At 67.8% G+C, this 25,187-nt stretch carries 26 protein-coding genes and 1 tRNA gene; 8 read left to right on the top strand and 19 right to left on the bottom strand.

Annotation, left to right across the window (positions count from 1 at the left end):
* The first annotated feature begins 202 nt into the window (after positions 1-202).
* Positions 203-275 (top strand) — tRNA-Lys (locus ABIB26_RS00240).
* A 139-nt stretch (positions 276-414) separates the two neighbouring features.
* Positions 415-1,089: a ScbR family autoregulator-binding transcription factor gene (locus tag ABIB26_RS00235; protein WP_354238478.1), complete on the top strand. Its 675-nt coding sequence runs from the start codon at positions 415-417 to the stop codon at positions 1,087-1,089.
* Between the two features lie 53 nt (positions 1,090-1,142).
* Here the strand turns inward: ABIB26_RS00235 and ABIB26_RS00230 are convergent, their stop codons facing one another.
* From ABIB26_RS00230 to ABIB26_RS00215, 4 genes are all read right to left on the bottom strand, one after another.
* Positions 1,143-2,594: a glycosyltransferase 87 family protein gene (locus ABIB26_RS00230; protein ID WP_354238477.1), complete on the bottom strand. Its 1,452-nt coding sequence runs from the start codon at positions 2,592-2,594 to the stop codon at positions 1,143-1,145.
* Positions 2,595-3,121: 527 nt separating this feature from the next.
* Complete coding sequence (locus ABIB26_RS00225) at positions 3,122-4,306, bottom strand: ABC transporter permease (RefSeq protein ID WP_354238476.1); 1,185 nt, start codon at positions 4,304-4,306, stop codon at positions 3,122-3,124.
* Positions 4,303-5,013: an ABC transporter ATP-binding protein gene (locus ABIB26_RS00220; protein WP_354239255.1), complete on the bottom strand. Its 711-nt coding sequence runs from the start codon at positions 5,011-5,013 to the stop codon at positions 4,303-4,305. Before ABIB26_RS00220 ends, ABIB26_RS00225 begins: the two co-directional genes overlap by 4 nt.
* An 11-nt stretch (positions 5,014-5,024) precedes the next feature.
* Positions 5,025-6,404 carry a hypothetical protein gene (locus ABIB26_RS00215; RefSeq protein WP_354238475.1) on the bottom strand — a complete coding sequence of 460 codons (1,380 nt, stop codon included), beginning with the start codon at positions 6,402-6,404 and terminating at the stop codon, positions 5,025-5,027.
* A 589-nt stretch (positions 6,405-6,993) separates the two neighbouring features.
* Between ABIB26_RS00215 and ABIB26_RS00210 the strand changes: the two genes are divergently transcribed.
* Positions 6,994-7,362, top strand: coding sequence for a hypothetical protein (locus ABIB26_RS00210; RefSeq protein WP_354238473.1), 369 nt, complete (start codon positions 6,994-6,996; stop codon positions 7,360-7,362).
* Between the two features lie 87 nt (positions 7,363-7,449).
* Here the strand turns inward: ABIB26_RS00210 and ABIB26_RS00205 are convergent, their stop codons facing one another.
* The 4 genes from ABIB26_RS00205 to ABIB26_RS00190 all read right to left on the bottom strand — a co-directional run bounded on the left by ABIB26_RS00205 (position 7,450) and on the right by ABIB26_RS00190 (position 10,274).
* Complete coding sequence (locus tag ABIB26_RS00205) at positions 7,450-7,911, bottom strand: cupredoxin domain-containing protein (protein WP_354238471.1); 462 nt, start codon at positions 7,909-7,911, stop codon at positions 7,450-7,452.
* A gap of 73 nt (positions 7,912-7,984) precedes the next feature.
* Positions 7,985-8,698 (bottom strand): class F sortase, encoded by a 714-nt coding sequence (locus ABIB26_RS00200; RefSeq protein ID WP_354238469.1) that lies wholly within the window; start codon positions 8,696-8,698, stop codon positions 7,985-7,987.
* Between the two features lie 16 nt (positions 8,699-8,714).
* Positions 8,715-9,473, bottom strand: a complete 759-nt coding sequence (locus tag ABIB26_RS00195; protein WP_354238467.1) for a hypothetical protein — start codon at positions 9,471-9,473, stop codon at positions 8,715-8,717.
* 192 nt (positions 9,474-9,665) lie between these two features.
* Positions 9,666-10,274 (bottom strand): hypothetical protein, encoded by a 609-nt coding sequence (locus tag ABIB26_RS00190; RefSeq protein ID WP_354238465.1) that lies wholly within the window; start codon positions 10,272-10,274, stop codon positions 9,666-9,668.
* 378 nt (positions 10,275-10,652) lie between these two features.
* On the opposite strand from ABIB26_RS00190, the gene ABIB26_RS00185 reads away from it, so the two are divergent.
* Positions 10,653-11,339, top strand: a complete 687-nt coding sequence (locus tag ABIB26_RS00185) for a haloacid dehalogenase type II (RefSeq protein ID WP_354238463.1) — start codon at positions 10,653-10,655, stop codon at positions 11,337-11,339.
* Between the two features lie 61 nt (positions 11,340-11,400).
* On the opposite strand, the gene ABIB26_RS00180 is transcribed toward ABIB26_RS00185, so the two are convergent.
* The 3 genes from ABIB26_RS00180 to ABIB26_RS00170 form a co-directional block, all read right to left on the bottom strand.
* On the bottom strand, positions 11,401-12,093 hold the full coding sequence (locus ABIB26_RS00180; RefSeq protein WP_354238462.1) for a maleylpyruvate isomerase family mycothiol-dependent enzyme: 693 nt from the start codon (positions 12,091-12,093) through the stop codon (positions 11,401-11,403).
* A 142-nt stretch (positions 12,094-12,235) separates the two neighbouring features.
* Positions 12,236-12,985 (bottom strand): YcnI family copper-binding membrane protein, encoded by a 750-nt coding sequence (locus ABIB26_RS00175; RefSeq protein ID WP_354238460.1) that lies wholly within the window; start codon positions 12,983-12,985, stop codon positions 12,236-12,238.
* Positions 12,986-13,104: 119 nt separating this feature from the next.
* Positions 13,105-13,716 carry a hypothetical protein gene (locus ABIB26_RS00170; protein WP_354238458.1) on the bottom strand — a complete coding sequence of 204 codons (612 nt, stop codon included), beginning with the start codon at positions 13,714-13,716 and terminating at the stop codon, positions 13,105-13,107.
* 224 nt (positions 13,717-13,940) lie between these two features.
* Here ABIB26_RS00170 and ABIB26_RS00165 point away from each other — a divergent pair, with 224 nt between their 5' ends.
* Positions 13,941-14,681, top strand: a complete 741-nt coding sequence (locus ABIB26_RS00165) for a response regulator transcription factor (RefSeq protein WP_354238456.1) — start codon at positions 13,941-13,943, stop codon at positions 14,679-14,681.
* Positions 14,678-15,826 carry a sensor histidine kinase gene (locus ABIB26_RS00160; protein WP_354238454.1) on the top strand — a complete coding sequence of 383 codons (1,149 nt, stop codon included), beginning with the start codon at positions 14,678-14,680 and terminating at the stop codon, positions 15,824-15,826. Before ABIB26_RS00165 ends, ABIB26_RS00160 begins: the two co-directional genes overlap by 4 nt.
* 65 nt (positions 15,827-15,891) lie before the next feature.
* Here the strand turns inward: ABIB26_RS00160 and ABIB26_RS00155 are convergent, their stop codons facing one another.
* The 3 genes from ABIB26_RS00155 to ABIB26_RS00145 are packed head-to-tail and all read right to left on the bottom strand — an operon-like array spanning position 15,892 to position 19,344.
* Positions 15,892-16,950 (bottom strand): NAD-dependent epimerase/dehydratase family protein, encoded by a 1,059-nt coding sequence (locus tag ABIB26_RS00155; RefSeq protein ID WP_354238453.1) that lies wholly within the window; start codon positions 16,948-16,950, stop codon positions 15,892-15,894.
* Positions 16,947-17,828, bottom strand: a complete 882-nt coding sequence (locus ABIB26_RS00150; RefSeq protein WP_354238451.1) for an MTAP family purine nucleoside phosphorylase — start codon at positions 17,826-17,828, stop codon at positions 16,947-16,949. Before ABIB26_RS00150 ends, ABIB26_RS00155 begins: the two co-directional genes overlap by 4 nt.
* 49 nt (positions 17,829-17,877) lie before the next feature.
* The gene (locus tag ABIB26_RS00145) at positions 17,878-19,344 is read right to left on the bottom strand and encodes a glycosyltransferase family 87 protein (RefSeq protein ID WP_354238449.1); all 1,467 of its coding nucleotides are present in this window, start codon (positions 19,342-19,344) and stop codon (positions 17,878-17,880) included.
* Between the two features lie 111 nt (positions 19,345-19,455).
* On the opposite strand from ABIB26_RS00145, the gene ABIB26_RS00140 reads away from it, so the two are divergent.
* Both ABIB26_RS00140 and ABIB26_RS00135 read left to right on the top strand, forming a co-directional pair.
* On the top strand, positions 19,456-20,661 hold the full coding sequence (locus ABIB26_RS00140) for a molybdopterin-dependent oxidoreductase (protein WP_354238447.1): 1,206 nt from the start codon (positions 19,456-19,458) through the stop codon (positions 20,659-20,661).
* Positions 20,662-20,711: 50 nt separating this feature from the next.
* Positions 20,712-21,161 (top strand): hypothetical protein, encoded by a 450-nt coding sequence (locus ABIB26_RS00135; RefSeq protein WP_354238445.1) that lies wholly within the window; start codon positions 20,712-20,714, stop codon positions 21,159-21,161.
* Here the strand turns inward: ABIB26_RS00135 and ABIB26_RS00130 are convergent.
* The 5 genes from ABIB26_RS00130 to ABIB26_RS00110 form a co-directional block, all read right to left on the bottom strand.
* The gene (locus ABIB26_RS00130) at positions 21,116-21,823 is read right to left on the bottom strand and encodes a class I SAM-dependent methyltransferase (RefSeq protein ID WP_354238443.1); all 708 of its coding nucleotides are present in this window, start codon (positions 21,821-21,823) and stop codon (positions 21,116-21,118) included. The two genes, ABIB26_RS00135 and ABIB26_RS00130, sit on opposite strands and share 46 nt — an antisense overlap.
* Positions 21,820-22,488 carry a TIGR04282 family arsenosugar biosynthesis glycosyltransferase gene (locus ABIB26_RS00125; RefSeq protein WP_354238441.1) on the bottom strand — a complete coding sequence of 223 codons (669 nt, stop codon included), beginning with the start codon at positions 22,486-22,488 and terminating at the stop codon, positions 21,820-21,822. The genes ABIB26_RS00130 and ABIB26_RS00125 overlap by 4 nt, the downstream gene beginning before the upstream one ends.
* A gap of 8 nt (positions 22,489-22,496) precedes the next feature.
* Complete coding sequence (locus tag ABIB26_RS00120; RefSeq protein ID WP_354238439.1) at positions 22,497-23,213, bottom strand: glycosyltransferase family 2 protein; 717 nt, start codon at positions 23,211-23,213, stop codon at positions 22,497-22,499.
* 175 nt (positions 23,214-23,388) lie between these two features.
* Positions 23,389-24,057 carry a hypothetical protein gene (locus tag ABIB26_RS00115; protein WP_354238438.1) on the bottom strand — a complete coding sequence of 223 codons (669 nt, stop codon included), beginning with the start codon at positions 24,055-24,057 and terminating at the stop codon, positions 23,389-23,391.
* 359 nt (positions 24,058-24,416) lie between these two features.
* Positions 24,417-25,079 carry a PRC-barrel domain-containing protein gene (locus tag ABIB26_RS00110; RefSeq protein ID WP_354238436.1) on the bottom strand — a complete coding sequence of 221 codons (663 nt, stop codon included), beginning with the start codon at positions 25,077-25,079 and terminating at the stop codon, positions 24,417-24,419.
* Between the last annotated feature and the right edge of the window lie 108 nt (positions 25,080-25,187).

Here is a 25,187-nt window from a genome sequence, read left to right as displayed (position 1 = left end):
CTACTCCTGTGCTGTACGGGAATCGACCATGGGGCCGGCCGCCGGCGGGGGGCGGCCGGGGCGGTGACGGCACGACGGCGGCGCGCCGCCGTCGTGCGAAAATCCGGCTCCGGTCTGGGGTACAGTGTTAACGTCCAGAAATGGACTGGGCTGATCGGCTCCTGAGCCGCGGATTTATCCGTGATTCCAGGGCTGTTGGCTGGGGCCTTTAGCTCAGTTGGTAGAGCATCGGACTTTTAATCCGTGGGTCGTGGGTTCGATCCCCACAGGGCCCACCCCGTCGCAGGTCAGAGACAATTTGCCTCTGGCCTGCTGTCGTTTCAGGATCTCCGTCGGCAAGGATGCCTGCTTGCTGCAGCCGGCGAATGAGGGAATCCGGGAACCAGACCGAATTGCAGAGTTGGGGATTCACTTATGGTCCTGCAGGATCGCGCCAAGGCCACCCGTGAGGCGATCATCGCCGGAGCGGCAGCGGTCTTTGAGGAGCACGGCTACGGCAGCGCCAGCCTGACCCAGGTATCCGATGCGGCAAAGGTGACCAAGGGGGCGCTCTACTTTCACTTCCAGTCCAAGGAAGATCTGGCCCGGGCGGTCATCGAGGAGCAGCACCGGATCGTCGTGGCGGAGAGCGAAACTCTCCTCGCCGAGGACGGGCCCGCCCTGCCCGCCATGATCCTCCTGTGCCGCGCGTTTGGGCTCAAGCTGGTGCACGAACCTGCAGTCAGGGCAGGCATCCGCCTCACGCTGGAAGCAACCGCATTCGGCCCGCCGGTGCAGGGCCCGTACGAGGACTGGATAGCGGTCATGGAGCAGCTGACCGATCGGGCCAAAAGAGAAAAACAGGTACGGTCCTCCGTCGATTCCGAGGCTCTTGCCAGATACCTTGTTGCATCGTTTACCGGGGTTCAGATGGTCTCCGGCGTCCTGACCGGGCGCGCTGATGTCATGCAGCGGATTGATGAGATGTGGTCCATCCTGCTTCCCGGGATCATGCATGAAGATTTTCACGAGGACCCGCAGACCCTGTCCAGACTGGTTGCCGCTGAAGTTCCAATTCCGCGCGGGGCGGAGGTGGAGTCCTCGGCGTGACGCCTGCGACGGCCCGGCGGGGAGCAGCCTTGCGGCGCCCTGCCGTGGAGCGTCTAGGTCTGGGCTGGCGATACCTTGGCCGGGGCGCTGTCGCCGTGGAGGTCGAAGGCCGGTTCCAGTGACCCGCGCCGCAGCACCACCAGCCAGCACACCAGGATGGCGAGGGCGCAGAAGACCCCGGCGCTCGAGGCCATGATCCAGAGCCCGGGCGTCTGGATGTCCAGGTTCTCCGCGCCCAGGGCGGTGCCGATGGTCTTCGGCGAGAACAGGAACACGAGCACGGAGATGCCCAGCACCCCGCCCATCAGCCAGCGGGTGATCCGGTACCGGGCCGGTGTTTCGCGCAGGGTCCAGGCGAAGGCGGGAATTACGGCGGCGACCCACACCCAGTGGTGGGACCACGAGACCGGGCTGATCAGCAGCATGGTGAGCGCCGTCGTCGAGATGGCGACCACCCGGGCACCCTGGTCGCTGGCGGTCTTGATGATCACGGCGGCCAGCACCACCACCAGCAGGCTCAGCGCCAGCCACGGCACGGTGACGGCTGCCGCGGGGACGCCGAAGTGCAGCAGAGCGCCCTTGAGGGACAGGTTGTCCACGTAGCCCGCGCCGCCGATCCGGGAAGTGTCCGGCAGGATTTCCAGCCAGAACTGCAGGGATTCGGCGGGGCGCAGCAGGAACCCGATCAGCACGGTGGAGGCGAATCCCGCCGCCAAGTTCAGCAGTCCGCGCCAGTCCTTGCGCATCAGGAAGTAAAGCCCGAACACCAGTGGTGTGAGTTTGATGCCCGCCGCGACGCCGACCAGGAAACCGCCGCCGGGGAAGCCCCGGGTCCAGCGCGGGTTGCGGGCCAGCAGGTCCGCGGCCATCAGGCCCATCAGCAGGATGTTGATCTGGCCGAACGCCAGGGTCTCGCGCCACGGGCCCAGGTTCAGCACGGCCAGGACCAGCGCGGCCGCAACCAGGCGGTTTCTGGTGGAGCGGAAGGTGCTGCGCCAGTCCGCCTTGGCGTGCCAGTAGCGGACGCCGCGGACGGCAACCCAGAGCGCTACGAGGACGCCGGCGGTGTTGAAGAGGTTCAGGGCGATCTTTTCCGGAAGCCGGGCCAGCAGCCCGAAGAGCAATGCGGCGAACGGCGGGTAGGTAAATGGCAATCCTGGACCGCCGGCCCAGGCAACGGAGGGCCCGTAAAGGCCTGACGCCGCCGGGCCGGCCTCATTGAGGATCTTGCCGCCGTGCCAATAGACGCTGAAGTCGATCCCCTGCTTTGACCAGGCGCCGAGCCAGAAGGCGGCCAGGGCCACCGCGCCGGCAAGGGCCAACGGTGCGGTCAGCCGGGTCGCGAGCAGAGGCAGAGCCGGGAGGCCCCACCGCCGTCGCCCCGTCCAGCTCCGGGTCCGGCCGGGCCAGGTCCGGCCGGGCCGGCTCGGGGTGGAGTCCGGCACGGCCTCAAGAGAGGGCGCGGCTGGCGGTGCGTTCGTTTCTTCGGCGTCGAGCAGTGCCATTCGTGTATCCCCCAATGTTGACTGCCGATTCGGCACGTCGTCGAAGCCCCCAGCCAAACCGTCGCTACTAAACCGGACAACCGTCTTGTTTCATCCTACCGAAGCTAGATCAAGACGCCGTATCCGGCGGCGCGCCGCCGCGATTGTTCTTGTTTGCGGCCATCCTTTGCCGGGGCGGCGGACCAGACGCCGTTGGAATGTGGCTGTCTACAGCCCGAACCCACCCCGGGCCCATAGAGGCGCAAATTATCGGGCGGAGCTTGGGGGCCGGCAGGGCTACCCGGCGCCGTCCGGGGGCACTTTGACACGAAACGCCGGGCGCCGTCGTCCATTTCGACGCCGGACCGCGGCAAAGTGCCCCCGGCCCGCGTGGCAAGTAGGCCAGGACGCCTACGTGAGCGGCTACGACCTGCCGTGATGTCCGTCGTGAGCTACACCGGGACCGGGGAACGGGACGCGTGTTGATGGCCAGCCGAAGCCCGAACGGGCGCCCTGTGATGCCGCCCAGCTGGCGGCCGGCGCGTCTCCTAGAAGCGGATAGCGTCGATCACCTTGACGCGGACTGCCACGAACGCCGGTATCGCTCCGGCTATCGCCCCGACGAGGACGGCGGCCCCTAAGCCCAGCATGGCGGCCTCGATCGGGAACGCCGGGTATTCACTCAGGCCGGGAGCGATTTTGGACTCGATCCATGGGTTCTTGACCACGGCGACGGCCAGCATCACCCCGGCCACCCCGGCCACCGCCGTTGCCACGACAGACTCCATCATGACGCCCAGGAAGATCCGTCGGGAGGTGGCACCGAAACTTCGTCTGATGCCGATCTCGCGCACCCGGTACCGCACGGTGACCATGGAGATGTTCAGCATGCCGACAGCTCCCAGGAGCAGAACGAGCCCGGCGATGCCGCCCACAGCCAACTGCACCGCCGCGAATGGGTCTCCCTGGCTGGCGTAGTCCATCCGGTCGACCTGGGCCTGCATACCCGGGAACTGCAGTTGAAGGTCTGATGTGATGGCCGCCTTGAGCGCATTTGCCTGGCCGTCCTGGACCCAGAGTTTGAACTGCCCGAACTCTGCCCCGGGTACCCCTGCCCGCTCCGCAGCACCGGTCAGCATATAGGCCGACGGCGGTGACTCCGGATACGGATCCGGAACCACCCCGATCATCACCGCAGTCGTTTCCTGAGTGCCAACCAACTTCACCTTCGGTGAAGTGATCAGGTTTGGCCGTCCCGCGGCATTGTAGAACGCCTCCGAAACGACCACTGCAGGGGCCAGCCTGTCTTCGTCGTCTGCCGCGAACCAGCCGCCCTGGCTGACCTCCAGCCGGTGAATTACGCCGTAGCCGGGATCCACGACCTGGAGCTGAACTTGCTGCACGCCGCGAGGAAACTGGAACGGCTGCTGCGCCGGGGCCACATGTGTGTAATGCGTTATCCCGTAGCGCTGGATGATGCCCCGGTAGGCTTGCTCGAGTTTCTGCGGATCCGGCTGGCTGGGACCGAAGACGCCGATGCCAAGCGTCGCCGACCGGCCGCCGTTGCGTTCGGAGCTCGCGGTGAACCCCTCACGCGCCAGATTTCCCACACCAACCACGGAGGTCAGGGCTGCAACTGAAAGGGCCACTCCCAGCAGCGCCAGAAGTATGCGTGTCTTGTTGATCCACAGTTCCTGCCACGCCTCCACCAGGGCCGAGGCCACCCCGGTCATGCTGGCATCACCGCCGTGGCCTTGGCCGGGGTCTCGGCCGGGGTCAGAACGCCCGATTCCAGGCGGTAGCAGGCTCGCGCCAGGGCCGCGACATTGACGTCGTGGGTGATGGTGATGAGGGCGGCTCCAGATTCCGTCGCCACGGTGTCGAGCAGGGCCATGACCGCCTGCCCCGTGTCCACGTCAAGTGCCCCCGTGGGTTCGTCCGCCAGGATCAGTCGCGGCCGGCGGACGAGGGCCCGGGCTATCGCCACTCTCTGCTGTTCACCGCCGGAGAGCATATTGGGGTGGGTCTGCGCACGCGCGGCGAGACCCACCCGGTCCAACATATCCATGGCGATTTCCCGGCGGCGCCAGAATGTGGCCCCGCCGGCGTACAGGAGGGGCGTGATCACGTTGTCCAGTGCGCTGCGGCCCGGCAGAAGATTGAATTGCTGGAACACGAAGCCTACCGACGAGCCCCGCAGCTTGGCCCTTGCGTTGCCGCCGAGCTTCTGCACAGGCGTTCCCTGGAAGCAGAGTTCGCCGCTGGTGGGCAGGTCCAGCAGTCCGAGCAGGTTCAGCAAAGTTGACTTGCCACAGCCGGATCGCCCGATCACTGCGGTGTGGTCGCCGCTGAAGACGGCGAGATCCACGCCCCGGAGAATGTGCAGTTCCTGATCATCGGGCAGCCGGACGGTCCGTGTCACGCCCTTGAGGGTGACCAGTTCCTCCACCGTCAGCCTCCGGCCGGGAACGAGCCAGGCCCGGCGAACCCCGGGCCCGGCTGCACCTGCGCCGGTGCGCCGGGAATGAACTCGAGGACAGATTCCCCTTCGGCCAGGCCGGAAACGATCTCCACCACCGAGCCGTCGTTGAGGCCCAGCTGAACCTTGCGCTGTTGAGGCTGCCCGGCACCGTTTCCTGCGGGCTGACCTGGGGCGGCGCCCGGGGCTGGTTCCGGGACTGGTTCTGGAACGGCGTCCGGGGCTGGTTCCGGGACTGCGCCTGGAGCGGCGTCCGGGGCTGCGGCCGGAGCGGGGTCCGGGGCTGCGGCCGGGGCTGCCCCTGGAGCGGTGTCTGGAACGGCGTCCGGGGCGGCGTCCGGGGCTGGTTCCGGGACTGCACCTGGAGCGGCTTCCGGGGCTGCGCCTGCGGGAGCAATCCAGACCGATCCTTCCTTCACGCTCCCATCCACAGAAGTAAGCGGCACGGTGATGACATCGATGGCCTGGCCGGCTGTCACCGTCATCGTCGCGCCCAGTCCCGCAAACACCTCCACCTCGGCCGGGACGGGGCAGCTGATGGTTCCGGTGGGTGTCCCGCCCTGTTCGGGGGCCCCGCCTCCGCCGGGGCTGGCGGCGTAGGGGACGGACCGGGCCGCGCCTCCGGAGATTCCGCCCGAACCGTTCCCTCCGGTGCTCCCGCCGGCGATCCCTGCGCTGCCGCTGTCCGCGCTCTTCAACACCACGGAGGCGCACTCGAAAGGAGCGGGGCCTCCCACGACGGATATCCGTGCGGAACTGGGCTTGGCCAGCAGCCGGTACTGCTGTGCGGCGTCGACTGAGCCGCCCACGGTGAAGGTCCCCGGATTAACGGTCCCGGTGGATTCGCCCACGCCCACCTGCTGGTCAATGAGGACCGTAAGGGTCTCCAGTTCACCGGACGAGGGAGCCAACACGTCGGTATACGTATAAGTGGGACGGGCGATCGTCCGGGCAGGCCGGGCGGCAGTCCCGCCCGGCTGGGCCGACGCAGAGGTGCCGGTGACGGACTCCGCCGTCGGCTCAGCGGGAACTTCAGCACGGACCTGGTACAGCCGTTCCCCCGAGTTCACCTTGGCCCCGGGGGACAGAAAAATGTGGGACACCACCCCGGCGGCTGTATTGCGGACACCGAGTGGTGCGTCGCTTTGGATCGTTGCCTTGATCTGAACCGTATTGGTGACGGTAGCCCGGATGGCCTGGACCACCGGAATCGTGACTTCGGCCTGGGGCCCCACCACCGCCGGGCCTGGCTTCATCCCGTCGACAAAAGCGATCTTGACCAGTGCCACGGCTATGACGGCGAACACTGCCAGCCATGCGACCGGCATGACGACGCGCCTGAAAATCCTCATCTCTGCCCCATTCGGTAACTCCCCACAGAACCTCTCTGCGAGAGATGTGCTCACAGCCTATAGGCGCTCGCCGCCGGGGCGTGGATATTCAGCAAGCCGCCGCGCTCGCAGCCGGTGTTGTCAGCCAATCAGTTCGAGCCAGGCGGCGTTGGCCGGCCCATTCGCGGCACGCTCAGCCCCGGCCGGGTGGGGCCGAAAGCCCCATGCACTCCGCTCGGAGCATGACCTAGACTTCGGGGCAAGGGACTCTGGGGTTTCGGGCTCTACTCATCGCGAGTGCGTTGAGAGCCCCGACCAGAGAGTGAACGTCATGGACCCTCCATCCCATCCCGTCTCCCGTCTGGACCGGATAATTCGACGTCCTCGCTATCACCCACGAGACCGGGGCGCCACTTTGGTCCCGGTGCAGGTCATCGACGCCCACGACGGCGACGGCGGCACGCCGGCGTACCAGGGACCTCGCCAACCCACATCCAACAGCACAATTCCGCATACTCCGGGAGGACCCATGACCACGAGTGAAACGGCAAGATCACCCCGGCCTCCCAGTGCCGTCGCGGCGGATTTGCCGCTCTACCGATTGCACCTCATGCGAGTCGGATATGCCCTGATGGGCTTCGGCCTGGCCGTGTTCAAGTGGCCGGAATACGTCAACCACCCGGATCCCTGGCTTCTGCATGAAGGAGTGGTCGCCTGCCTGCTCACCGCAATGTCACTGCTGGCGTTCCTGGGCCTGCGATACCCGGTCAAGCTGCTGCCGCTGCTCTTGTTCGAATCGATCCGGAAACTGATCTGGCTGTCGGTTGTTGCCGTCCCCCAGCTGATGGCCGGTGACATGGATGAGGCCACAGGGAAAGTGCTATTCACCTGCTCGTTGGTCGTCGTCATCTTGGCCGTCATTCCGTGGCGGTACGTGTGGCAGCAGTACGTCAAAGCAAAGGGAGACAGGTGGCGCTGATCTGGGGGAGACAGCGGACGCGATGAGCGGGTCCGCCGATCCGCGGGGATTCCTTGCCGGGTCCTGGTTTCTCAATTCACGCCGAGGTCATTTGACGGTCAGGGTCCCCTGCATATTGGAGTGGTACGTGCAGTGGTAGGCATAGGTGCCGGGCTTGACGGGGGCGGTGAAGGTGACGGATTCCCCGCCTTTGACGACGGCATCGAAGGAACCGTCCTCGGCAGTCACCGTGTGGGCCTCGGAGTCCATGTTCATCACTGTCACCGTTGCCCCTGCCGGGACGGTGTCCGGGCCGGTGTAGTCGAAGGACTTGATGTGGATCGTAGCCGGGGACTGGGCGGCGGACGGCGACGGAGCTGCGGCCGGGGCCGAACCGGCTGGGGGTGAGGCGGCGGAATTCGCGGACGCGGAAGCTGCCGGGGGCGCCGATGTGGCTGGTCCGGCGCTGCTGCTGCCGGCCCCACTTCCACAGGCGGCGACGCCCAGTACCGCTGATCCGGCGAGGAGTGCCGCGGCGAGGTGGACGGAATTGCTTCGGCTCAGATTCATGGTGTTCCCTCCGGGGAAACTGGACGGGGCTGCCGGGAAATCGGCACGCCGGGCGGGAGTGGTTGTCCCGGGCTCAGGCGGGGTGGGTGGAGGTCAGGTGGGCGAAGACGACAGTGTTGTCCAGGTATTCCCCGGTGGCCGGGTCATAGCCGCCGCACGTGATCAGGCGGACTTCGGGCCGGTCGGCGTTCTTGTACACCTCCACGGTGGGGAAACTGGCTTTGTGGTAGATCTGGACCTTGTCGACGGTGAACACGGCGGCGGTGCTGTCGGCGCGGGTGACGGCGATTTCCTGGCCGGGGGTGAGCTCGTGGAGCCGGTAGAACACCCCGATGGGGTTTTTCGTGGAGTTCACATGGCCAAGGAGCACCGCGGAGCCGTTCTGGCCCGGGGCGGGGGAGTCCTTGTACCAGCCGGCGGGGGAGCCGGGCTCCCCGGGCGGGGTCTGGACTTCACCGTTTGCCTGTTTACCCAGCTGCAGCAGGGCGGAGTTGATCCCGATGGAGGGAACATCGACGCTGACGGGCAGGGACGCGGCCAGGACCGGTCCCGCTGGTTGTGCCGGCGGGGGAGCGGCGGGGGCGGCCGGATCCGCGGCCGCTGCTGTTGCTGACGCGGCGGCGGAGGACGGGGCCGGGCCACTGACGGACGCCGAGGGGTTTCCGGCGGGTGCCGGGGGCTCGGCATGGAGCCCGAGTCCGAGGGTGGTAATGCCGCCGGCCAGGAGCAGGGCGGCCGCCGCGGACGCAAGGGTGCGTCCGCGGCGGCCTTTCAGATCAGATGACATCAGACCCTGCCCGGTGTCAGGCCTTGACGCTCATCCGGCGGCGGACTGCGAAGGCTCCGCCCGCTGCCAGGACGAGGCCTCCGCCTGCCGCGAGGAGACCCATGTCAGCGCCGGCCGGGGTGGCCGGGGTGGTGATGCCGGTGCCGGGGGCCCCGGCAGGCATCGCGGTCAGGGTCCCGCACAGTGCCGGTGACGTTGCGGCCAGGGGCAGGGACGGGACCAGGTCACTGGGTGCCTTCTGGGCGGCGGCGGACAGGGTGGCCGGGTCCAGTCCGTGGACGACGACGACGGCGGTGCCGGCCTTGAGCGAAGCGGACGTTTTCGCGTCCAGGGCGAAGGTGCGCTCGTAGGTGTAGCTGGCGCCCATGCCGGCCACGGTCAGGTCGGTGCCGGCCGCGGGGCTGGTGTCGCCGCTGGTGGACAGGGTGGTACCGATCGCGCCGTACGCCGGGGCGCCTTCGGTGGTGCTGATCACGCCGTCCTTGTCCGCGTCAGCGGACATATCGGGGCAGGTGCCCTTGGCGCCGATGTGGATGTGCTGGACGTGCGGGTACGGTTTTCCGCTGAATGTGGCGGCGAGTCCGGAGACTTTTTCCGTGACGGTGGCCTGATCACCGTTGAGGGTGATCATCACCGTGCCGGAGGCGTTGCTGCCGTTGATCGCGGCAAGGTTTGCCTGATAGGTGGTTTTGTCGGCCGCGAGGGCCGGGCTGGTGGAGAGAGCGAGGACGCCCAGGGCCAGGGCCGGGGCGATCAGGAAAGCGGATTTCTTCATGACTTGTTTCCTCCAATGACACCGGCATTCCCCTGATGGGCATGCCAATGATGGTGACACAAACGGTTCGTTGTGGTCCGCATCACGGATTGGGGTCCGGGGAATCTTTCTTTGCACACTCCGGGAGAGGGCCGGCGATTGCACCGGCACCCCGGGGCGCGTCCTGGCACAGGGCCGTCAGCGCCCGGAAGCTTACTCGGACCAGCAGGCCAGGACGGCGGTGGCGACCTCGTACGCGAACGCGTTGCGGGAGACGCTGTGCGGGCCGAGAGTTGCCGACAGGGCCGTGGCGTCCACCTTCAGGACGAAGCTGTCCTTGACAAAGACCACGGACCCGTCCGTGCTCTCGAAGGCCGGAAGGCCCAGGTTCGCCATCCCCTCGATAGGCCGGGCCGAAGCAGTGGTCTGCTGCAGCCCGTCGAAATGGCCGCGTGCGGCGGCCGGGTCCGCCGCTTCCTTGACCGAGAGCACAAGGGAACCGGCAGGCAGCGCGTAGGTGCAGGTATAGAGTTTATCCGCCCAGGAATCGCTGGTCCGGGGAGGAACGGACAGGGCCAGAATCCGGACAATATTGGTCCGGGTTTCCTTCCCGCACACCATCTTCGCCGATGCCGACGGGGCCTCGTCGACCGCCCCTGGCGCCGGGACAGCAGGGGTCGACGACGAACTCTGGGGACCCGTGCCGCCGCTCGCCGCAGGGCCGCCCGGGTCGGCAGCGCAGCCGGCCAGCAAGAGCGCCAAGAGTGCCGCAACGGCCAGAGGGCTCTTACCGGACGGACCGGCGCAGATCCTGCTTCTCATCAAGGCACCACTTCCACACATTCACGGACTGAGGATAAACACTGACACTTCGTAAGGTATTCGTTGCCGCGTCGTCCACGGACCGGTCCACCGACACGTGAATCCAGAATGAGACTCCGCAGTGTGGGGCGGGCTCCGGACTCTTCCGGCCGGCGCTGACGCGGCGCTGAAGAGACCCGGTGGGAAAGGCCGCCCGGTTCACGGATAGCGAAGGCAACATTCTCAACCTCTTCCAGCGCCAGTAACTGCACCGTTGAGGTCTGGGTCGACCGGGCTTAGGCTGTCAATTCCGTTGCAATACCCGGATTTCGGGTGCGCAACGACCGCGCCTCGTTGGCGGCCAAATAGCCGGGCAACACTTACCTGCAAGGAGAAGCTGTGACCACGCCGCCGTCCGTCATTGTGTTCGATGTTAATGAAACTCTCTCCGACATGTCCCCCATGGGGGCGCGGTTCTCCGACGTCGGTGCCCCTGCACCGCTGGCCACGCTGTGGTTCGCCTCTCTGCTGAGGGACGGATTCGCCCTTACCGCGGCCGGGGACAACGGCCGGTTCGCCGAGATCGGGGCCGAGGTTCTGCGTGGAGTCCTCGGCCGGCTGGCCCTGGACCGGGGCCTGGACCAGGCGGTGGAACACATCATGGCCGGCATGGCAGAACTGGGGCTGCATCCTGACGTACCCGAGGGCGTTCGGGCACTTAAAAACGCCGGGTACCGGCTGGCGACCCTGACCAACGGGTCCACTGCAGTTGCTGAAGCGCTGTTCACTCCGGCCAGGATTCTTGACGAGTTCGACCTCCTGCTCTCCGTCGAAGACGCTTCGGGCTGGAAGCCGGCCCGGGCAGCCTACGAGTACGCAGCCGCCGCCTGCGGGGTGGCGCCGGAGCAGATGATGCTGGTCGCCGTCCACCCCTGGGACATTCACGGTGCCGCCCGTGCGGGGCTGGCCACCGCGTGGATCAACCGGTCCGGGAGTGCCTACCCGGGCTACTTCGCTGGGCCGGACCACACCGCGGAATCGATCGGCGGCCTTGCCGTGGTTCTGGCGCGGGCAGCCAGGCCATAGCCCACGCCATGCGCCGTCGTGAACAGCGGGTGATTCATGAACCACCTCTGATCGTGCCGGCTCACGGTGTGAGTGGGCCTTGAAGGACGCGGAGTGCCAGGTCAGCATCACCTTCGATGATTGCTGTACCTGTGAGATTGGAGCGGCCCCAGAGACCGAGGTACATTCCGCGTACGGGCGCGGTAATCGAGGCCGCGGGGGCACCCTGGCCGAGTGTCCAGCTGGTGCCCCCGGGCACGTGGAAGGTCACGGCCCCTTCTGGGTGCGGCATCCGTTCGAACCGCAGCTGGCGTGGGGCGAACATGGCCAGGACCTCGTCAATACCGTCGAGCATGAAGTCCTCTCCGAGGGCAGGTCCTTCCAGGTCTGACGCTTGGCAGGCGTCGACGAGGTGGATGGCGTGTTCGTGTGCCTGGCGCCGGAGCCAGAACCCGGCCGTGCGCGGTGGCGGGCCAAAGTTCCAGCACTGGGCTTCCGGATCAAGCGCCGCCATCGTCGCGAGGAACGCGTCAGCGCCTTCGAGGAACCATGCCGCGGCCTCGGCCGGCGGGGCCGGTTCCTCGACGAACGTCCCCGCGCGGACCACTGCGGCCGCCCACCGTTCGATCGAACCGAGGTGCCCGAAAAGCTCAACGAGGGTCCAGCCCGGACAGGCCGGAACAGATCGAGCCAGTATTTCGTCCGGCTGGCGTGCCAGCGTCCTCAGGCGCTCGAGGCTGCTGCTCAGCTCGGCAAGGTAGCAATCGGGTGACATGAGTTGAGCATAACGGGCCACCGGGGAAGCCATCCGGGATCTACGGACGGCCGTGCCGCGGCGGGCGCCGTTGACAGGGCTGCACGAAGCTACCCGCGGCGGAGGGCCCGGCGCGGGTAGCTTCGGGTGTGGCCCGTTACGGTCAGTTGGCCTTGACGGTACGGGTTCGGGCGAGGGCCGTCACGCCGGCGGCGAGGCCGATCAGACCCGCTGCGAGTCCGAACCAGCCGGCAGTGGAGCCAGCATCACCGGATGTGGTGGTCGCCGCGGCCTGGGCCGCAGACGGAGCCGGGGACGCGGAGGGCGCCGTGGCCACGGCCGGAGCGGCTGAGGCGGGCGCGTCCTTGGCTGTGGTCACGAACGACGGGGCCGGGTGTTTGGGTTCGTCCTGGCCTTCGACGGTCTTCTCGTCCCACTTCACCACCGTGCCGTCGGTGTAGGTCTGGGCGGTGGGAAGCGTCACCGTGGTCCCGGCGTCGGGGAGGACGCCGACGGAGAGCGAGAACGCCTGGTATTCGTTCTGTCCGAGCTGGTGGGCGGCGTCGGCGGTCCACACCACGGAACTTTCGGCCTTGGTGATCGTTGCCCCGGCGACTGTGACCGGCTGGGGCAGGTCGCTGGTGGTGAGCTCGGCCTTCCAACCCTCGATGGGCTTCACAGACACCGAGGTGAACGGGGTGTCGGCGGGCATTGTGACTTCGAGTTTGCTGGTTTTGACCGTCGCGGATTCGTTGGGGACGTTGAAGGTCAGGTGCGTGTAGCCGCCCGCGGCCGTGTCATCCGTTTCGACGTGGACGTGGGCCGAGGCTGCAGCGGCGCCGGCGGCGAGCAGGCCGGCGGTCATCGTGGCGGCTGCGGCGGTCTTGAGGGTACGGCGAAGGGAGGTCTTCATGGCAATGGTGCCTTTCACAAAAGAAAAATCGGAGCAGGAACCGGACGGAACAGCATCCGTCCGGTGAAAGCAGCGGGTGGCCCCCTGCGGTCCCTGTCCGTGTGTGAAAAGGGTTCGTCTCAGGCGGCCGGCACGGGAGCGGGCGGGCCCCGCCGGGTCGGCAGCCGCCGGCCGGCCCGGTCCAGAGGGCGGCTTGGGGTGGCTGCGCAGGGTCCGGCGACGCGCACCGGCGCGATGGTGAAAGGTTGGGGCAGCTGCACCAGGGGGCGCAGCCACGCGGAGAGCGTGGAAAGGGCCAGTTCCCCGCGGGCCAGCAGCACGGCGGTGCCCAGCGTCGCAACCGCGTGGGCGGCGAACATGGCCCCGTCCATGCCCGCCGCCGGGGACGGCATGGCTTGGCTGAACACCCCGGGGGCGAGGCCCGCAGCGGCATGCCCGGCATGGCCGTGTGCCCCGGGCTCCGGAAACGTCGCCGGCGCAGCGGCGGACAGGGCGTCGAAGGACCAGTTAAGCCAGGCCTGTCCCGCCCCGAGCAGCCCGGTCAGGACAAGGAGGGGCAGCCGGAACCGGGTCAGGACCGCTACAGGGATCATCGCCACTGCACACAGCGCCGTGAGGATCGCCGGCTGGGGAAGCTGGCCACCGCCGGCCAGGTGTCCGCCGGCGGCCAGCCCCAGAATGATGGAGCCGATCAGCCCGGTGCGGAACAGCCGGAAGGGAGCTCGCGTCACAGTGGGCGGTCCTTTCCGGGTTCCAGGGCAGGGCTGGGATTTATCTGGAATTCTACGGGACGGCCGGCCTCGGTCCCCAAGAGGGGAGTTCATGACACGGCCCGTCGGCGTCGTAGGCGGAACGCGGACGGATTTGCGGCGGCAATCATTACGAATTGCCGACGTGTTCCTGCTGGGGCCGGTGGGCTCTCGCAGCCTGGACGGCGGCGACATAGGGTGGGTACATGGCGCAAACCAGAGGTAGCGCGCGGCACCTTGACGGAGATCTGCGCGACCGTCGGGTCCTCGTGGTTGAGGATGATCCGACGGTCAGGGAGGTCGCGTGCGACTACCTTCGCTCGGCCGGCCTGATCGTCGACCAGGCCATCGATGGAATCAGCGCCTTGACTGCTGCGGAGCGTACGCGGCCGGACCTGATCGTGCTGGACCGGATGCTTCCCGGTATCAACGGGGCGGAAGTCTGCAGAAGGATCCGGGCCCGTGCCTCGACACCGATCCTAATGCTCACCGCACTCGGCTCCACCGAGGAGCGCATCGAGGGACTCGAAGCCGGTGCCGACGACTACCTGACCAAGCCCTTTTCGCCGCGCGAACTCGTCCTTCGCGTGCAGTCGATCCTGCGCCGCAGCATCACTGACATCACCCCCGAAGCCCCCTTCGTCCTGGACGGCTTCAGGGTGGATGCGTCCAACCGCAGGATCTTCCAGGACGGACGGCTGCTGGTCCTGGCGGTCCGCGAATTCGATCTGCTTGCCTTCCTGCTGAAACATCCTGATCAGGTCTTCAGCCGGGCGCAGCTGCTGAAAGAGGTGTGGCGCTGGGATTTCGGGGACCTGTCCACTGTCACGGTCCACGTCCGCCGGGTCCGCGAGAAGATCGAAGTCGACCCGACCAAACCGCTGTTCCTGACCACCGAGTGGGGCGTCGGGTACCGGCTGAGCGTCCCGGGGACCGGTGGGTCATGATCGGGCTGGCCGACTTCGGCATCATCCTCCTCACCGCGGTGGGGGCAGCGGCCGCCGTCGCGGTCCTCGCAGGGATTGCACTGCGTCTCGCGCGGCACAAATCGATGCTCCTTCGGCTCCTCATTGTGGTGGGAGCCACGGTTGCGTCGGTTGCGGCCGCGACCATCGCGATCGCTGCCGAGATGTATATCTCGGATCACGATCTCCTCGTGTTGTTCTGGGTGATGGGGGTCACGGCGGCTGTCAGCCTGGCCGGCGCCGCGGTGATCGGCGTCGGCATCACCCGCACCAGCGACCGGCTGCGTTCCACGGCCCGGGCAGTCGGGGACGGCCAGATCGTTGTGCCCGAGGATCACGACGGGCTGGAGTTCGCCGCCCTGGCCCGCGAGCTGGCCGATACTTCGCAGCGGCTCGCCCGGTCCCGGGAGGAGGTGGCCACGCTGGATGAATCACGACGCCGTCTGGTTGCGTGGATCTCGCACGATCTGCGCACCCCGCTGGCCGCGTTGCGGGCGATGGCCGAGTCCCTTGAGGATGGCGTCGCCGAAGACCCTGCCCGCTACTACCGGCAGATCCGTCTCCAGACGGAAACCCTGGGCAGTATGGTCGAGGACCTGTTTGTGCTCTCCAAGATCCAGACGGGCACGCTGTCCCTGCATATGGGGCCCGTGTCGCTGTTTGATCTGGTCAGCGATGCTGTGGCAGACCTGCACCCGGTCGCCGCATCACGATCGATCACGCTCAAGGAGTCGCGGACCGGAAACCTGACCCTTTTCGGCGACGCGCGGGAACTCTCCCGGGTTATCGACAACCTTCTGATGAACGCCATCCAGCACTCCCCGGCGAACAGCGAGATCCTCATCTCGGCCCGCGAGACCAGCGACGAACACGTGGCGCTGAGCGTCGAGGACGCCGGCGGTGGAATCCCGGAAGAAGACCTCGGCAAGATCTTCGACGCCGGCTGGCGCGGCACGCCCTCCCGGACACCCTCGACGACGGCAGGGATGTCTGCAGGGGCCGGCCTCGGGCTTGCCATCGTGGCGGGCATCGTCGAAGCCCACGCCGGTGGGGTGTCGGTCCGCAACGTTCCCGGCGGATGCCGGTTCGATGTCACCCTCCCGCGGTACGGAGCCCGCGTGGCTTGAGGGCCCGGCGGAGCGCCGGGGATCCCCGGCCGCGGGCCCGCAGTCTGCGGCCCCGCCCGTTCCGCTCAGAGGCTCGCGCCTCGCAGGGGAGCGGTGGCAAATTCCCGCATGCCTTCGGCAAAGCCGACGGCCGGGGACCAGCCCAGTTCGGTTTTGATCCGCTTGGAGGAGGCGGTGATGTGCCGCACGTCCCCGAGGCGGTACTCTCCGGTCACAACCGGCGTCGGACCGGAGCCGAATTCACTCAGCGCCCGGGCTACGTCGCCGATGGTGTGCACTTCGTCGGCCCCCACGTTGTAAGCGCGGAAGCCCGGGCCGCCGGAGGACAGCGCCTCTGCTGCGGCGGTATTTGCCGCGGCCACGTCCCGGACATGGATGAAGCTGCGCCGCTGGGCGCCGTCTTCGAACACGCGTGGCGCTTCGCCGCGGGCCAGGGCCGAACGGAACAGCGAAGCGACGCCGGCGTAGGGAGTATCCCTGGGCATCCTGGGGCCGTAGACGTTGTGGTAGCGCAGCGCGACCGCTGAGCCGCCAGTACTCCTGGCCCATGAAGCGGCAAGATGCTCCTGGCTGACTTTTGATGCGGCGTACACGTTCCGAGGATCCAGCGGGGCGTCCTCGGTGACCATCGCCGGGATCAGGACTGCTCCCGTTTCCGGGTTGCGGGGATCGAAGATCCCGGCGCGCAGGTCAGCCTCGTCGCGGGGACCCGGCCGGCAAGGCAGCCCGGTCTCGGCGTCCGTGTAGGCCCCTTCGCCGTAGACCACCATCGAGGAAGCCAGGACCAGCCGCCCGATGGCACGGCGCTCCATGGCAGCCAGCAGGACAGCGGTCGCGAAGTCGTTGTTGCGGATGTAGTCGGGCGCGTCCGCGAAGCTGACGCCGAGCCCCACCTTCGCGCTTTGGTGGCAGACGGTGTCCATTCCCTGCAGCGCGCGGTCCACCGCGTCCGGGTCTGTGACATCTCCGGTCAGCAACTCCACCTCCGGATCAAACTCCGGCGGGCCGGCGTGGAGGGCAGGGTCCAGCGAATCCAGGACCCGGACCGACCATCCTTTGGCGAGCGCGGCGTCGACGATATGCGAACCGATGAACCCGGCACCGCCGGTGACGAGGAGCCTCACCGGGCGGACACCGCCTGGCCCGCAACCGGAAGAGCCATGATCCGGTCCACGGCGGTTGGATCCATCAGGGTGCGGGGAGCATAATCATCGCCAATGGCGGCGATCGTCGCTTCGAGCACTGCAAGCACGCTGCGCTGGGCATCCTTCAGGCGCGCAAAAACGGCTTCGGCGGTCACCGGATCCGAACCGTCATGCCCGGTATCCGAATCGGTGATGAACGCCAGGTTGGCGAAGCCCATGTTCAGCTCGGCGGCCAGGACCGGTTCCGGGTACTGGGTCATGCTGATGATGTCAGCGCCGCCGGTGACGTACCAGGCCGACTCGGCCTTTGTGGAAAAGCGCGGCCCGTTGACCACCACCACGGTTCCCTGCGGAACGTAGCGGACACCCTGCGCCGCCAGCGCGGCACCGAGAAGTGAACGCAGGGCCGGGCAAAACGGCTCCGAGGCCGGCAGGTGCTGGACGCCGGCCGCGGTGACGCCGTCGGCCACGGTGCCGTCGAAGAAGGTATCGGTGCGTCCCCAGGTCCGGTCGATCAGCTGGTCCGTGACCACAAACGTCTCCGGCCCGAAGCCTTCATGCAGTCCGCCCACCGCCGAGGAGGAAATCACCGCCTCGACGCCGAGGCTCTTGAGTGCCCAGAGGTTCGCCCGGTAGTTGATCTTCTGGGGCGGCAGCGAATGTTCCCCGCCGTGGCGGGGCATGAATGCCACGGTCCTTCCGGCGACGTCGGCCAGCGTCACGGGGCCCGACGGCGGTCCGTAGGGAGTGCCGACGTCGACGGTCGCCCGGATTATTGCGCCGGGGAGCCGGTAGGTCCCGGAGCCCCCGATGATTCCGATGCGCGCCTGTGCCGTGCGGCTAGATGATTGTTCCATAGGGCCATCCTGCCAGCCTGCGGGAGCTCCCACGACCGGGCCGTCCCGGTCACCGTTGTTCCGGGTTGCAGCTCAAGGCTTCGGTCCGGAGCGCCGACGCGGCGGCCAGGCGCAGCCCGGCGCGGCGCCGCAGCCAGGCTCCGGCGGCAAGTGCGGCGGCCGCGGCGAGGAGAAGGCCCTGGTTGATCGGCAAGCTGTAACGCTCCACCTTGGGCACCATGTAAATGACGTCCAGGGCAAGGATCACCGCGGCGTACTCCCACCTGCGGCTGAGCACGATGAACGGCAACAGCATCAGCGCGTACCAGGGGTAGTTGGGGCTGACAATCAGCAGCGTCAGCCCGATCATGACGGTCTGCTGGTCCCAGACGTTGTCGGCGCGTGTCCGCCGCATGACTGCCAGCGCCACGATGGCCAGCGTGGCCGCGCTGAGAACCGGCGGCCACTGGCCGGCGGAGATGAGCTGCGCGAGGCCGAACCGGATGCCGCCGCTCTGGCTGTACCCCTCTTCCTTGAGGTATCCGGGCAGGAACCCGAGAACCGCGGCCCCGGCGACCGCCAGGTACGGCACGTAGAGGAGCACGAAAGTTCCCGCCGCCGCGGCGATGAACCTGACCGGGCGCCGGAAAAGCAGTGCGGGTGCGGCGATGACCGGGATGAGCTTGGTCGCCACCGCTGCCCCGAACGCCACTCCCGACCGGAGCGGCCTCCCGCCGGCCAGCAGCATGCCGGCGGCCAGAATGAAAGCACCGCCGAGCACATCGACATGGGCGTTGTTCACCGCTTCAAGAAGCACGAACGGACTCCATCCCCACACCGCGGCCAGCTCGCGGGGCAGTCCGCGTCTGGCCAGCACACGGAGCAGCATGAGGGTGACGGCCACACTGATGAGCAGCCCGCCGAGCTGGAAGGCGAGGTAGCCGACGGTGTCCGGCACGGCGGCACGCACCCCGACGAAGTAGAGTTCGGCCGTGGGCGGATAGATGGTAGGCACATGCGGCCGGTTGATTGCCGTGCACAACGGGTCCCCGGAGGGAAAGCCGGTTGCGGCAACGGATTCCGTCCCGAACAGGTTCTGGGGACAGACAGGTTTGCCATCGGGGCCGGAGGCGCCCGGCGCGAACAGCCAGCCGGGCCGGAGGCCGCTGAGGGTCTCGTCGATGGGCACATAGGAATACGGCGAGATGCCTGCTTTTTGGACGATGCCGTCCCACGCATACCGGGCTGAATCGTTGCTGGTCCGGGGCGGGGCGCTGACGGCAACCAAGCCCAGCAGGACAGTGCCCGCCACGATGACGGCTCCCACCCTGCGCCGCGGCACGTGCCGCAGGAGCAGGACGGCAACCACGAGGACCAGCGAGGATAGACAGGTGCCGACTATCGGCGCCGGGTCGAACGGGTTGCCGGGGAGCACCATCCACCACAACAAGGCGGCACCCACAAGGAACACGAAGGGAAGGACCACGAAGAGCCTGATCCCGTTGGTGCGGATTGATTCTGATGTACTGGCAGCCACCCTACCGATCCTGCCTCATTTCGGGAGCTGCCTTTGCGCCCTGCCGAAGGTTTCAGCGAATCGTAAGGTCTGGGGGCGGTTCGGCGGCCGGAATGGTGGTGTGATCTACGTATGGAAAAGCTCACCAACGCCTTGGCCGCCAGATTTGCGTCGCCGACGCGCAGTACGCGGCTGACGGTTGTCCTGGGGCGGTGGCTCGGCCTGAGCTTCACCATCTGTTTCCTGACCGGTCTCTTGAGCCACGGGCTGCAGGAACCGCCGTCGTGGATGTTCTTCCCCACCCGGCCCGTCTGGATCTATCAGCTGACCCAGGGGCTCCACGTGACCGCCGGTATCGCTGCCATTCCGCTGCTCCTGGCCAAGTTGTGGTCCGTCTACCCCGAATTGCTGAAGTGGCCTCCGATCAAGTCCGTGGCGCACGGCCTGGAGCGGGCTTCCATCGCCTTGTTCATCGCCTCTTCGCTGGTGGAGCTGACCACCGGCCTGATCAACACCTACAAGTGGTACCCCTGGCCCTTCCCGTTCCGTGAAACGCACTTCTGGCTGTCGTGGGTCATCTGGGGGTCGCTGCTGCTCCACATTGCCGTCAAGCTTCCGGCGATCATGGAGCACTGGCGCGCCCGTCCGGGCCGCGGGCCGGCGGGGGCTTCCGGCGCGCTCGCCCCCGCGCAGCTGACCGACGCCCCCGCGCAGCTGACCGACGACGGCGCGCCGGCACCGGGCCGCTGGTCGCGGCGTGCTTTCCTGGCCGCCGTCGGGACCACCACGGGGGTGGTGGTGCTCACGACGGCCGGGCAGTCGTTCTCGTGGCTGCACCCGCTCAACTTTTTCGCGCCCCGGGCCATGGGAACGGGCCCTCAGGCCGTTCCGGTGAACCGCACTTCCGCCGATGCGAAGGTCGCGGCCCTGGCCGGCGCTGCGGACTGGAAGCTGACCGTCAGCCACCAGGGGACCAGACGTTCCTTCACGTGGGCGGAGCTCAAAGCCCTGCCGCAGTATGAAAGCGAGCTGCCCATCGCCTGCGTCGAAGGCTGGAGCCAGACGGCCCGGTGGAAGGGCGTGCGGACCCGGGATCTGGTCAGCGCTGTCGGGGCCCCGCCGTCGTCCTCGCTCCGTGTCACCAGCCTGGAACCTGAGGGCAACTACCGGATCATGTCCATGCCCGCCGTCTACGTGCAGGATGAGCTGACCCTGGTGGCCCTGGAACTCAACGGGCAGACTCTCGATCTGGAACACGGGTATCCGGCCCGCATCATCGCGCCCGGGCGCCCCGGCGTCCTGCAAACCAAATGGCTGAAGACTGTGGAGGTCCTGTGAAAACCGTGAAGAGCCCGAAGGTTTCAACCCCGGCCCGGGCGGGAAATTCCGTGAAGATCACGCGGTACGTACTCGGAGTGGCGGGCGCAGGGTTGATCGGGTACGGGCTTTTGGGGTTGCCGACCAAACTGGGGCCACCGCAACTGTTCGGGCTGCTGGTCTGGCTGGCGGTGGCCGTCCTGCTCCACGACGGCGTCATGGTGCCGATCTCCACCCTGGCCGGCGCGGGCCTCACCCGGGTGGGGTCCCGGCTGCGTCCGGCGTCGGTGGCGGTTCTCCGCGGCGCGCTGATGACGGGCGCGGTGGTAACGCTGATCGCGGGGGTGCTGCTCAAGGCGCAGTCCGTGGCCCGCATTCTCAGCGCACTGGACGGCGACTACGCCGCCAACCTGCTCTGGTTCTGGGCGTTCCTGGTAACCCTGGCCGCAATCCTCATCTACGGGATTGAACGTGCCTACAGGTCTGAACGTGGCGGCTCCGGCCGCGGCGAGAGACAGTAGAACACCCGGCCTTGACGGCGCTGGATGGCGGAAACCGTCCATCCGGCGGACTGCGCCCGGGATTCCAGGCCTGCCCCGCCGGTCCGCGCCCAGCTGAAAGGCTCGCTCCGGTTGCCCAGTTCGTCTTCCAGCACCGCCAGGTAGGCGGCATCCAGGTCCTCGTCGGCCTCCACTTCCACCAGGAGTGTCCCGGAGGGCGCAATGAGCTGCCGGCAGCGGCGAAGCAGGGAGGTGATACTTCCGCCGATGCCGATGTTGCCATCGAGCAAGAGAACAGTCTGCCAGTGCCCGGATTGGGGTACCGCGGCGAAGACGGACTGCTCCAGGGCGCGGTCCCCACGGACGCGTGCCCAACGGACCGCTTCGGCGCTCGTGTCTATGCCCACCGCCTGCAGCCCAAGTGACCGGGCTGCCGCCAGCAGCCTGCCGGGTCCGCAGCCGACGTCGAGGATCGGCCCCTGAAGACTGTTCAGGAGTGACCTTTCCATAGGGCTGGCATCCTCGCACCAGCTGCTGACATCGAATTCCACAGGTTCCGCGTGGTGGTAGTGGTTCACCGGGCGCAGCGTCAGGGTTCCGGCGCCATTCTGTAGGGCGCGGGCGTACGGCTCGTGCCGGCCCTGGCCAAAGAGCGCCACGGGGGCAACCCCGACGGCGGTCACCGCAGTACTCCCGCGCGTGGGTGTTCGGCCTGCGCCAGGTCCGAGGCCTCATCCACTGCGAAGGCGAAGTCCGTGCCCGGAATTTCGGCAGCGATCTGCAGGGCGTCGCTGAAGTGGTCCATGTCCCGAAGCTCGGGAAGCATTCCGACGGAGAGTCCGGCCGCGGCAAGCCGGGCGAGCTGCTCGGCTCCGGTGGTCTCAGTGGACATCGGCACTCCCCGGATCAGCGCGCCGTCGGGCCGGCGCAGCGCTAGGGCCCAAAAGCCGCCGTCCGTAGCCAGCCCCAGCCAGGCTTCGTGCCGGGGTGCGTCCGAGGACCAGTCGCGCAGCAGTGGAGCGACGTGCTCCGTTGAGAGCTGCGGGGTGTCCATGCCGACAATGAGCAGCGGACCCGTGGCCGCATCGCATATGGCGGCCAAACGCTCGTCGAGGCCGCCGGCAGCCTGCGGCACCACCGTGAATTGCGCCGCGTCGTGCGCGTTCGGGGTTCCGTCGATGACCAGAATCCTGTGCCGTGCCCGGAGATGCCGAACCGTGTCCAGCGTGCGGCTGAGACTCAGCTGCGCCAGCGCGGCCGCGGCCTCGGGCGTCAGTGGAGGGCTGAGCCGGGTCTTGACCTTACCCGGCACACACTCCTTGGCGATGACCGCCACGCTCAGTTCCATGCTGTCCCTCATATAGGTTCTTCGTCGCGGGCGGCGGTCCGGACCGGTCCGGAAGCCGAAGCGTTGGCGGCAGCCTTGAGCTGGGCGGACATATCCTTCACCGCGGTCAGCGTTCCGCGGACGGTGCCGGTCACCTTCGACTTGCCGGTGCGGGGGGCATAGGGCACGGGGAGCTCCCGGATCCGCCAGTGCCTCAGGCTTGCCTTGAGGAACATCTCCAGGGGATAGCCGCTGCGGCGGTCCTCCAGTGCCAGAGACAACAGAGCCTCCCGGCGTGCGGCCCGCATCGGGCCGAGATCCGTGACCCGTTCCCCGGTCAGGCGCCGGAGCCGCCACGCCAGGACACCGTTGGCGATGCGGGCATGGAGGGGCCATGACCCGCGCTGGGGCTGGCGGCTGCCCAGCACCAGGTCCGCGCTGCCGTCCATGACGGGCGCGAGAAGCGCCGGCAGCTGCGCCGGATCGAGTGAGCCGTCGCAGTCGCAAAAAGCGACGAACTCGGCCGTTGAGGCGAGCAGACCGGCATGGGCGGCGGCCCCGAAGCCCCGGCGCACCTCCGTCACCACGACGGCGCCAAGGCTGGCCGCCAGCGCGGCGGAACCGTCCGTGGAGCCGTTGTCGACCACGATGGCCCGGTACCCGCGCGGCAGGCGGGACAAAACCCACGGCAAGGCACCTCGTTCGTTCAAACACGGGAGAACGACATCAACCTTGGCGTCGGTCATGTCAACCATCCTTCAAGGCTACGGATCCGGCGGCGTTGCTTGGCCCGGGAATCCTTACGGTATGCGCACGGAAAAGTGCCGCGGACCCTCGGAAAAGTGCCGCGGACCCTCAGGGAGGGCCGCGGCACTTCCTGCCGGTGCAGACCATGCATCCGGCGGGTTTTCCTGGCGTGGGCTATTTGGTGTTGACGGTGATCTTGGCGATGCCGACGAGCATGCCGGCCTTCACGGCGTCGGTCTTGAAGGTCTTGTTCAGCAGGCCGGCGGCGGTGTCGGAGATCAGCACGCGGGTGCCTTCCAGGACGGCGGTGTCGCCGGACTTCGCCAACGGCTTCAGGGTGGAGCCGTCGAGGTTGAAGATGTAGGCCTGCTTCGCGGCGGTTTCGCCGTTGACGGCCACGTCACCGTAGAGCTTGGAGGTGCCGGGGTCGATGGTGAAGTTGGTCAGGTCCACCTTGGTGTCCCCGGCGGTGAGGGAGAAGCCGGAGCCGGCGTGGCTGATCAGGCCCTGGACGTAGGGGCGGTAGTCCTTGGCGGGGTCGTAGTAGTCGACCTTGCCGGCGGTGATCGGGAAGACCAGCGACCCATCGGTGAGCGCGGCGGTGCCGACCACGCCGGGGGTCAGTTTCAGGGTCTCAAGGGCGGCGGTGAAGGAGGCGTCCAGCTTCACGGCGGTGCTCACCCCGGTCAGGGCCGGGATGGACGCCAGCGGCTTCGGCATTTCGGCCGACGCCGAAGAGGCGGCCGGGGCGGGGGCGTTGTTGGCCGGGCTGCAGGCGGCCAGGGAGAACATGAGGGAACCGGCCGCGGCGACGCCGAGGAAGGTCTTGAGTGGGGTATGCATGGTGTGCTCCTGTTGCGTGGTGGGGGTGTCCCGCGGCCGCGGTGCTGGCCTGGGTTTTTCTCCGGGTCCGGAGTGGTGGAGTGGTCTGTCAGGAGTACTTCGACGGCACCCCCGGCCCCGGATGGGTCCTACCGCAACCGTCGCCAATCCGTTACGCGCCCCCGGCCGGCCCCACAACCGACCCGCCGGCCTGGAGCCCCGGGAGTTTGTACCCTGGCGCACGTCTTCGGGGACTGCCATTGGCTCTCGCGCCGGCTGCACACGTTGGCGGTTGCCTGATGACGGCCCGTACGGACGCTAACGCGCGGCTCGAGGACGCCCGCGACTCCGCGAGCTGAATCGGCGGCTTCCGTCGGCGACTATTGAGCGGGGCCCCGTTCCGACGGGGGACCGGGCGCCCGGTGCCACCGCTGGGGACCAGGATGCGGACCCGGATGCGGACCAGGATGCGGACCCGGGGGCGGCACAGGCACATGTTTGCGAAGATGCGGCGGTGCGGGTGGCGGCCCGCCGTGCGGCAGTGGCGGCAGGTCCACCGGTCCCGCCAGCCGCGGCCCGGCGGCTTCCACCAGTCCATCGTTGCCCGCAGCATCCGCCGTGGCTTGGGCCGGCACGGCCTCCGGGGCCACCCTCGAACCGTCGGCCGCCGTCGAACCGTCGTCCGCACTGGATCCGGGCGTGAATGCATTGCCGGATCTGCCGGTGACGAGCCCGTAGTAGCGGTAGAGCTCCTGCTCCTGCGTCGCGGTGATCGCGCCGCGGTCGCTGTCGATGCGCGGGGCGTTCTTCACCAGGTCCTTGGCGAAGGCCACCTGGATCACGGATTCCTTGAGTCTGGCCCCGGAGAGCGGGGCAAAGGATTCGGACATGCCGAACAGGCCGGTCCGCACGGTGACAAAGGCCGGATCCCCGGAATCGCCGCTGATGAAGACCTGCTCCACGGAGCCGATCTTGTCCCCGGCCGCGTCCACGACGATGCCTCCGTTGAGGACGATGTTGTCGATGTCCTGCAGGCTGAGCATGGCGCACATCCTTGTCGTAAGTGGATGCGGGGGAGCGGGGCGGTGTCCTTTATTCTTGCCTGATTGTTCGGAATCGGAAAGTGCCCTGGCCCCGGGCGGCCGTGAAGG

The organism is Arthrobacter sp. UYEF20 (assembly GCF_040546335.1).
In the GTDB taxonomy this organism is placed as follows: domain Bacteria; phylum Actinomycetota; class Actinomycetes; order Actinomycetales; family Micrococcaceae; genus Arthrobacter.
Note: the sequence above shows the minus strand (reverse complement) of the source record. Positions and strands in the feature narration are given on the sequence as shown.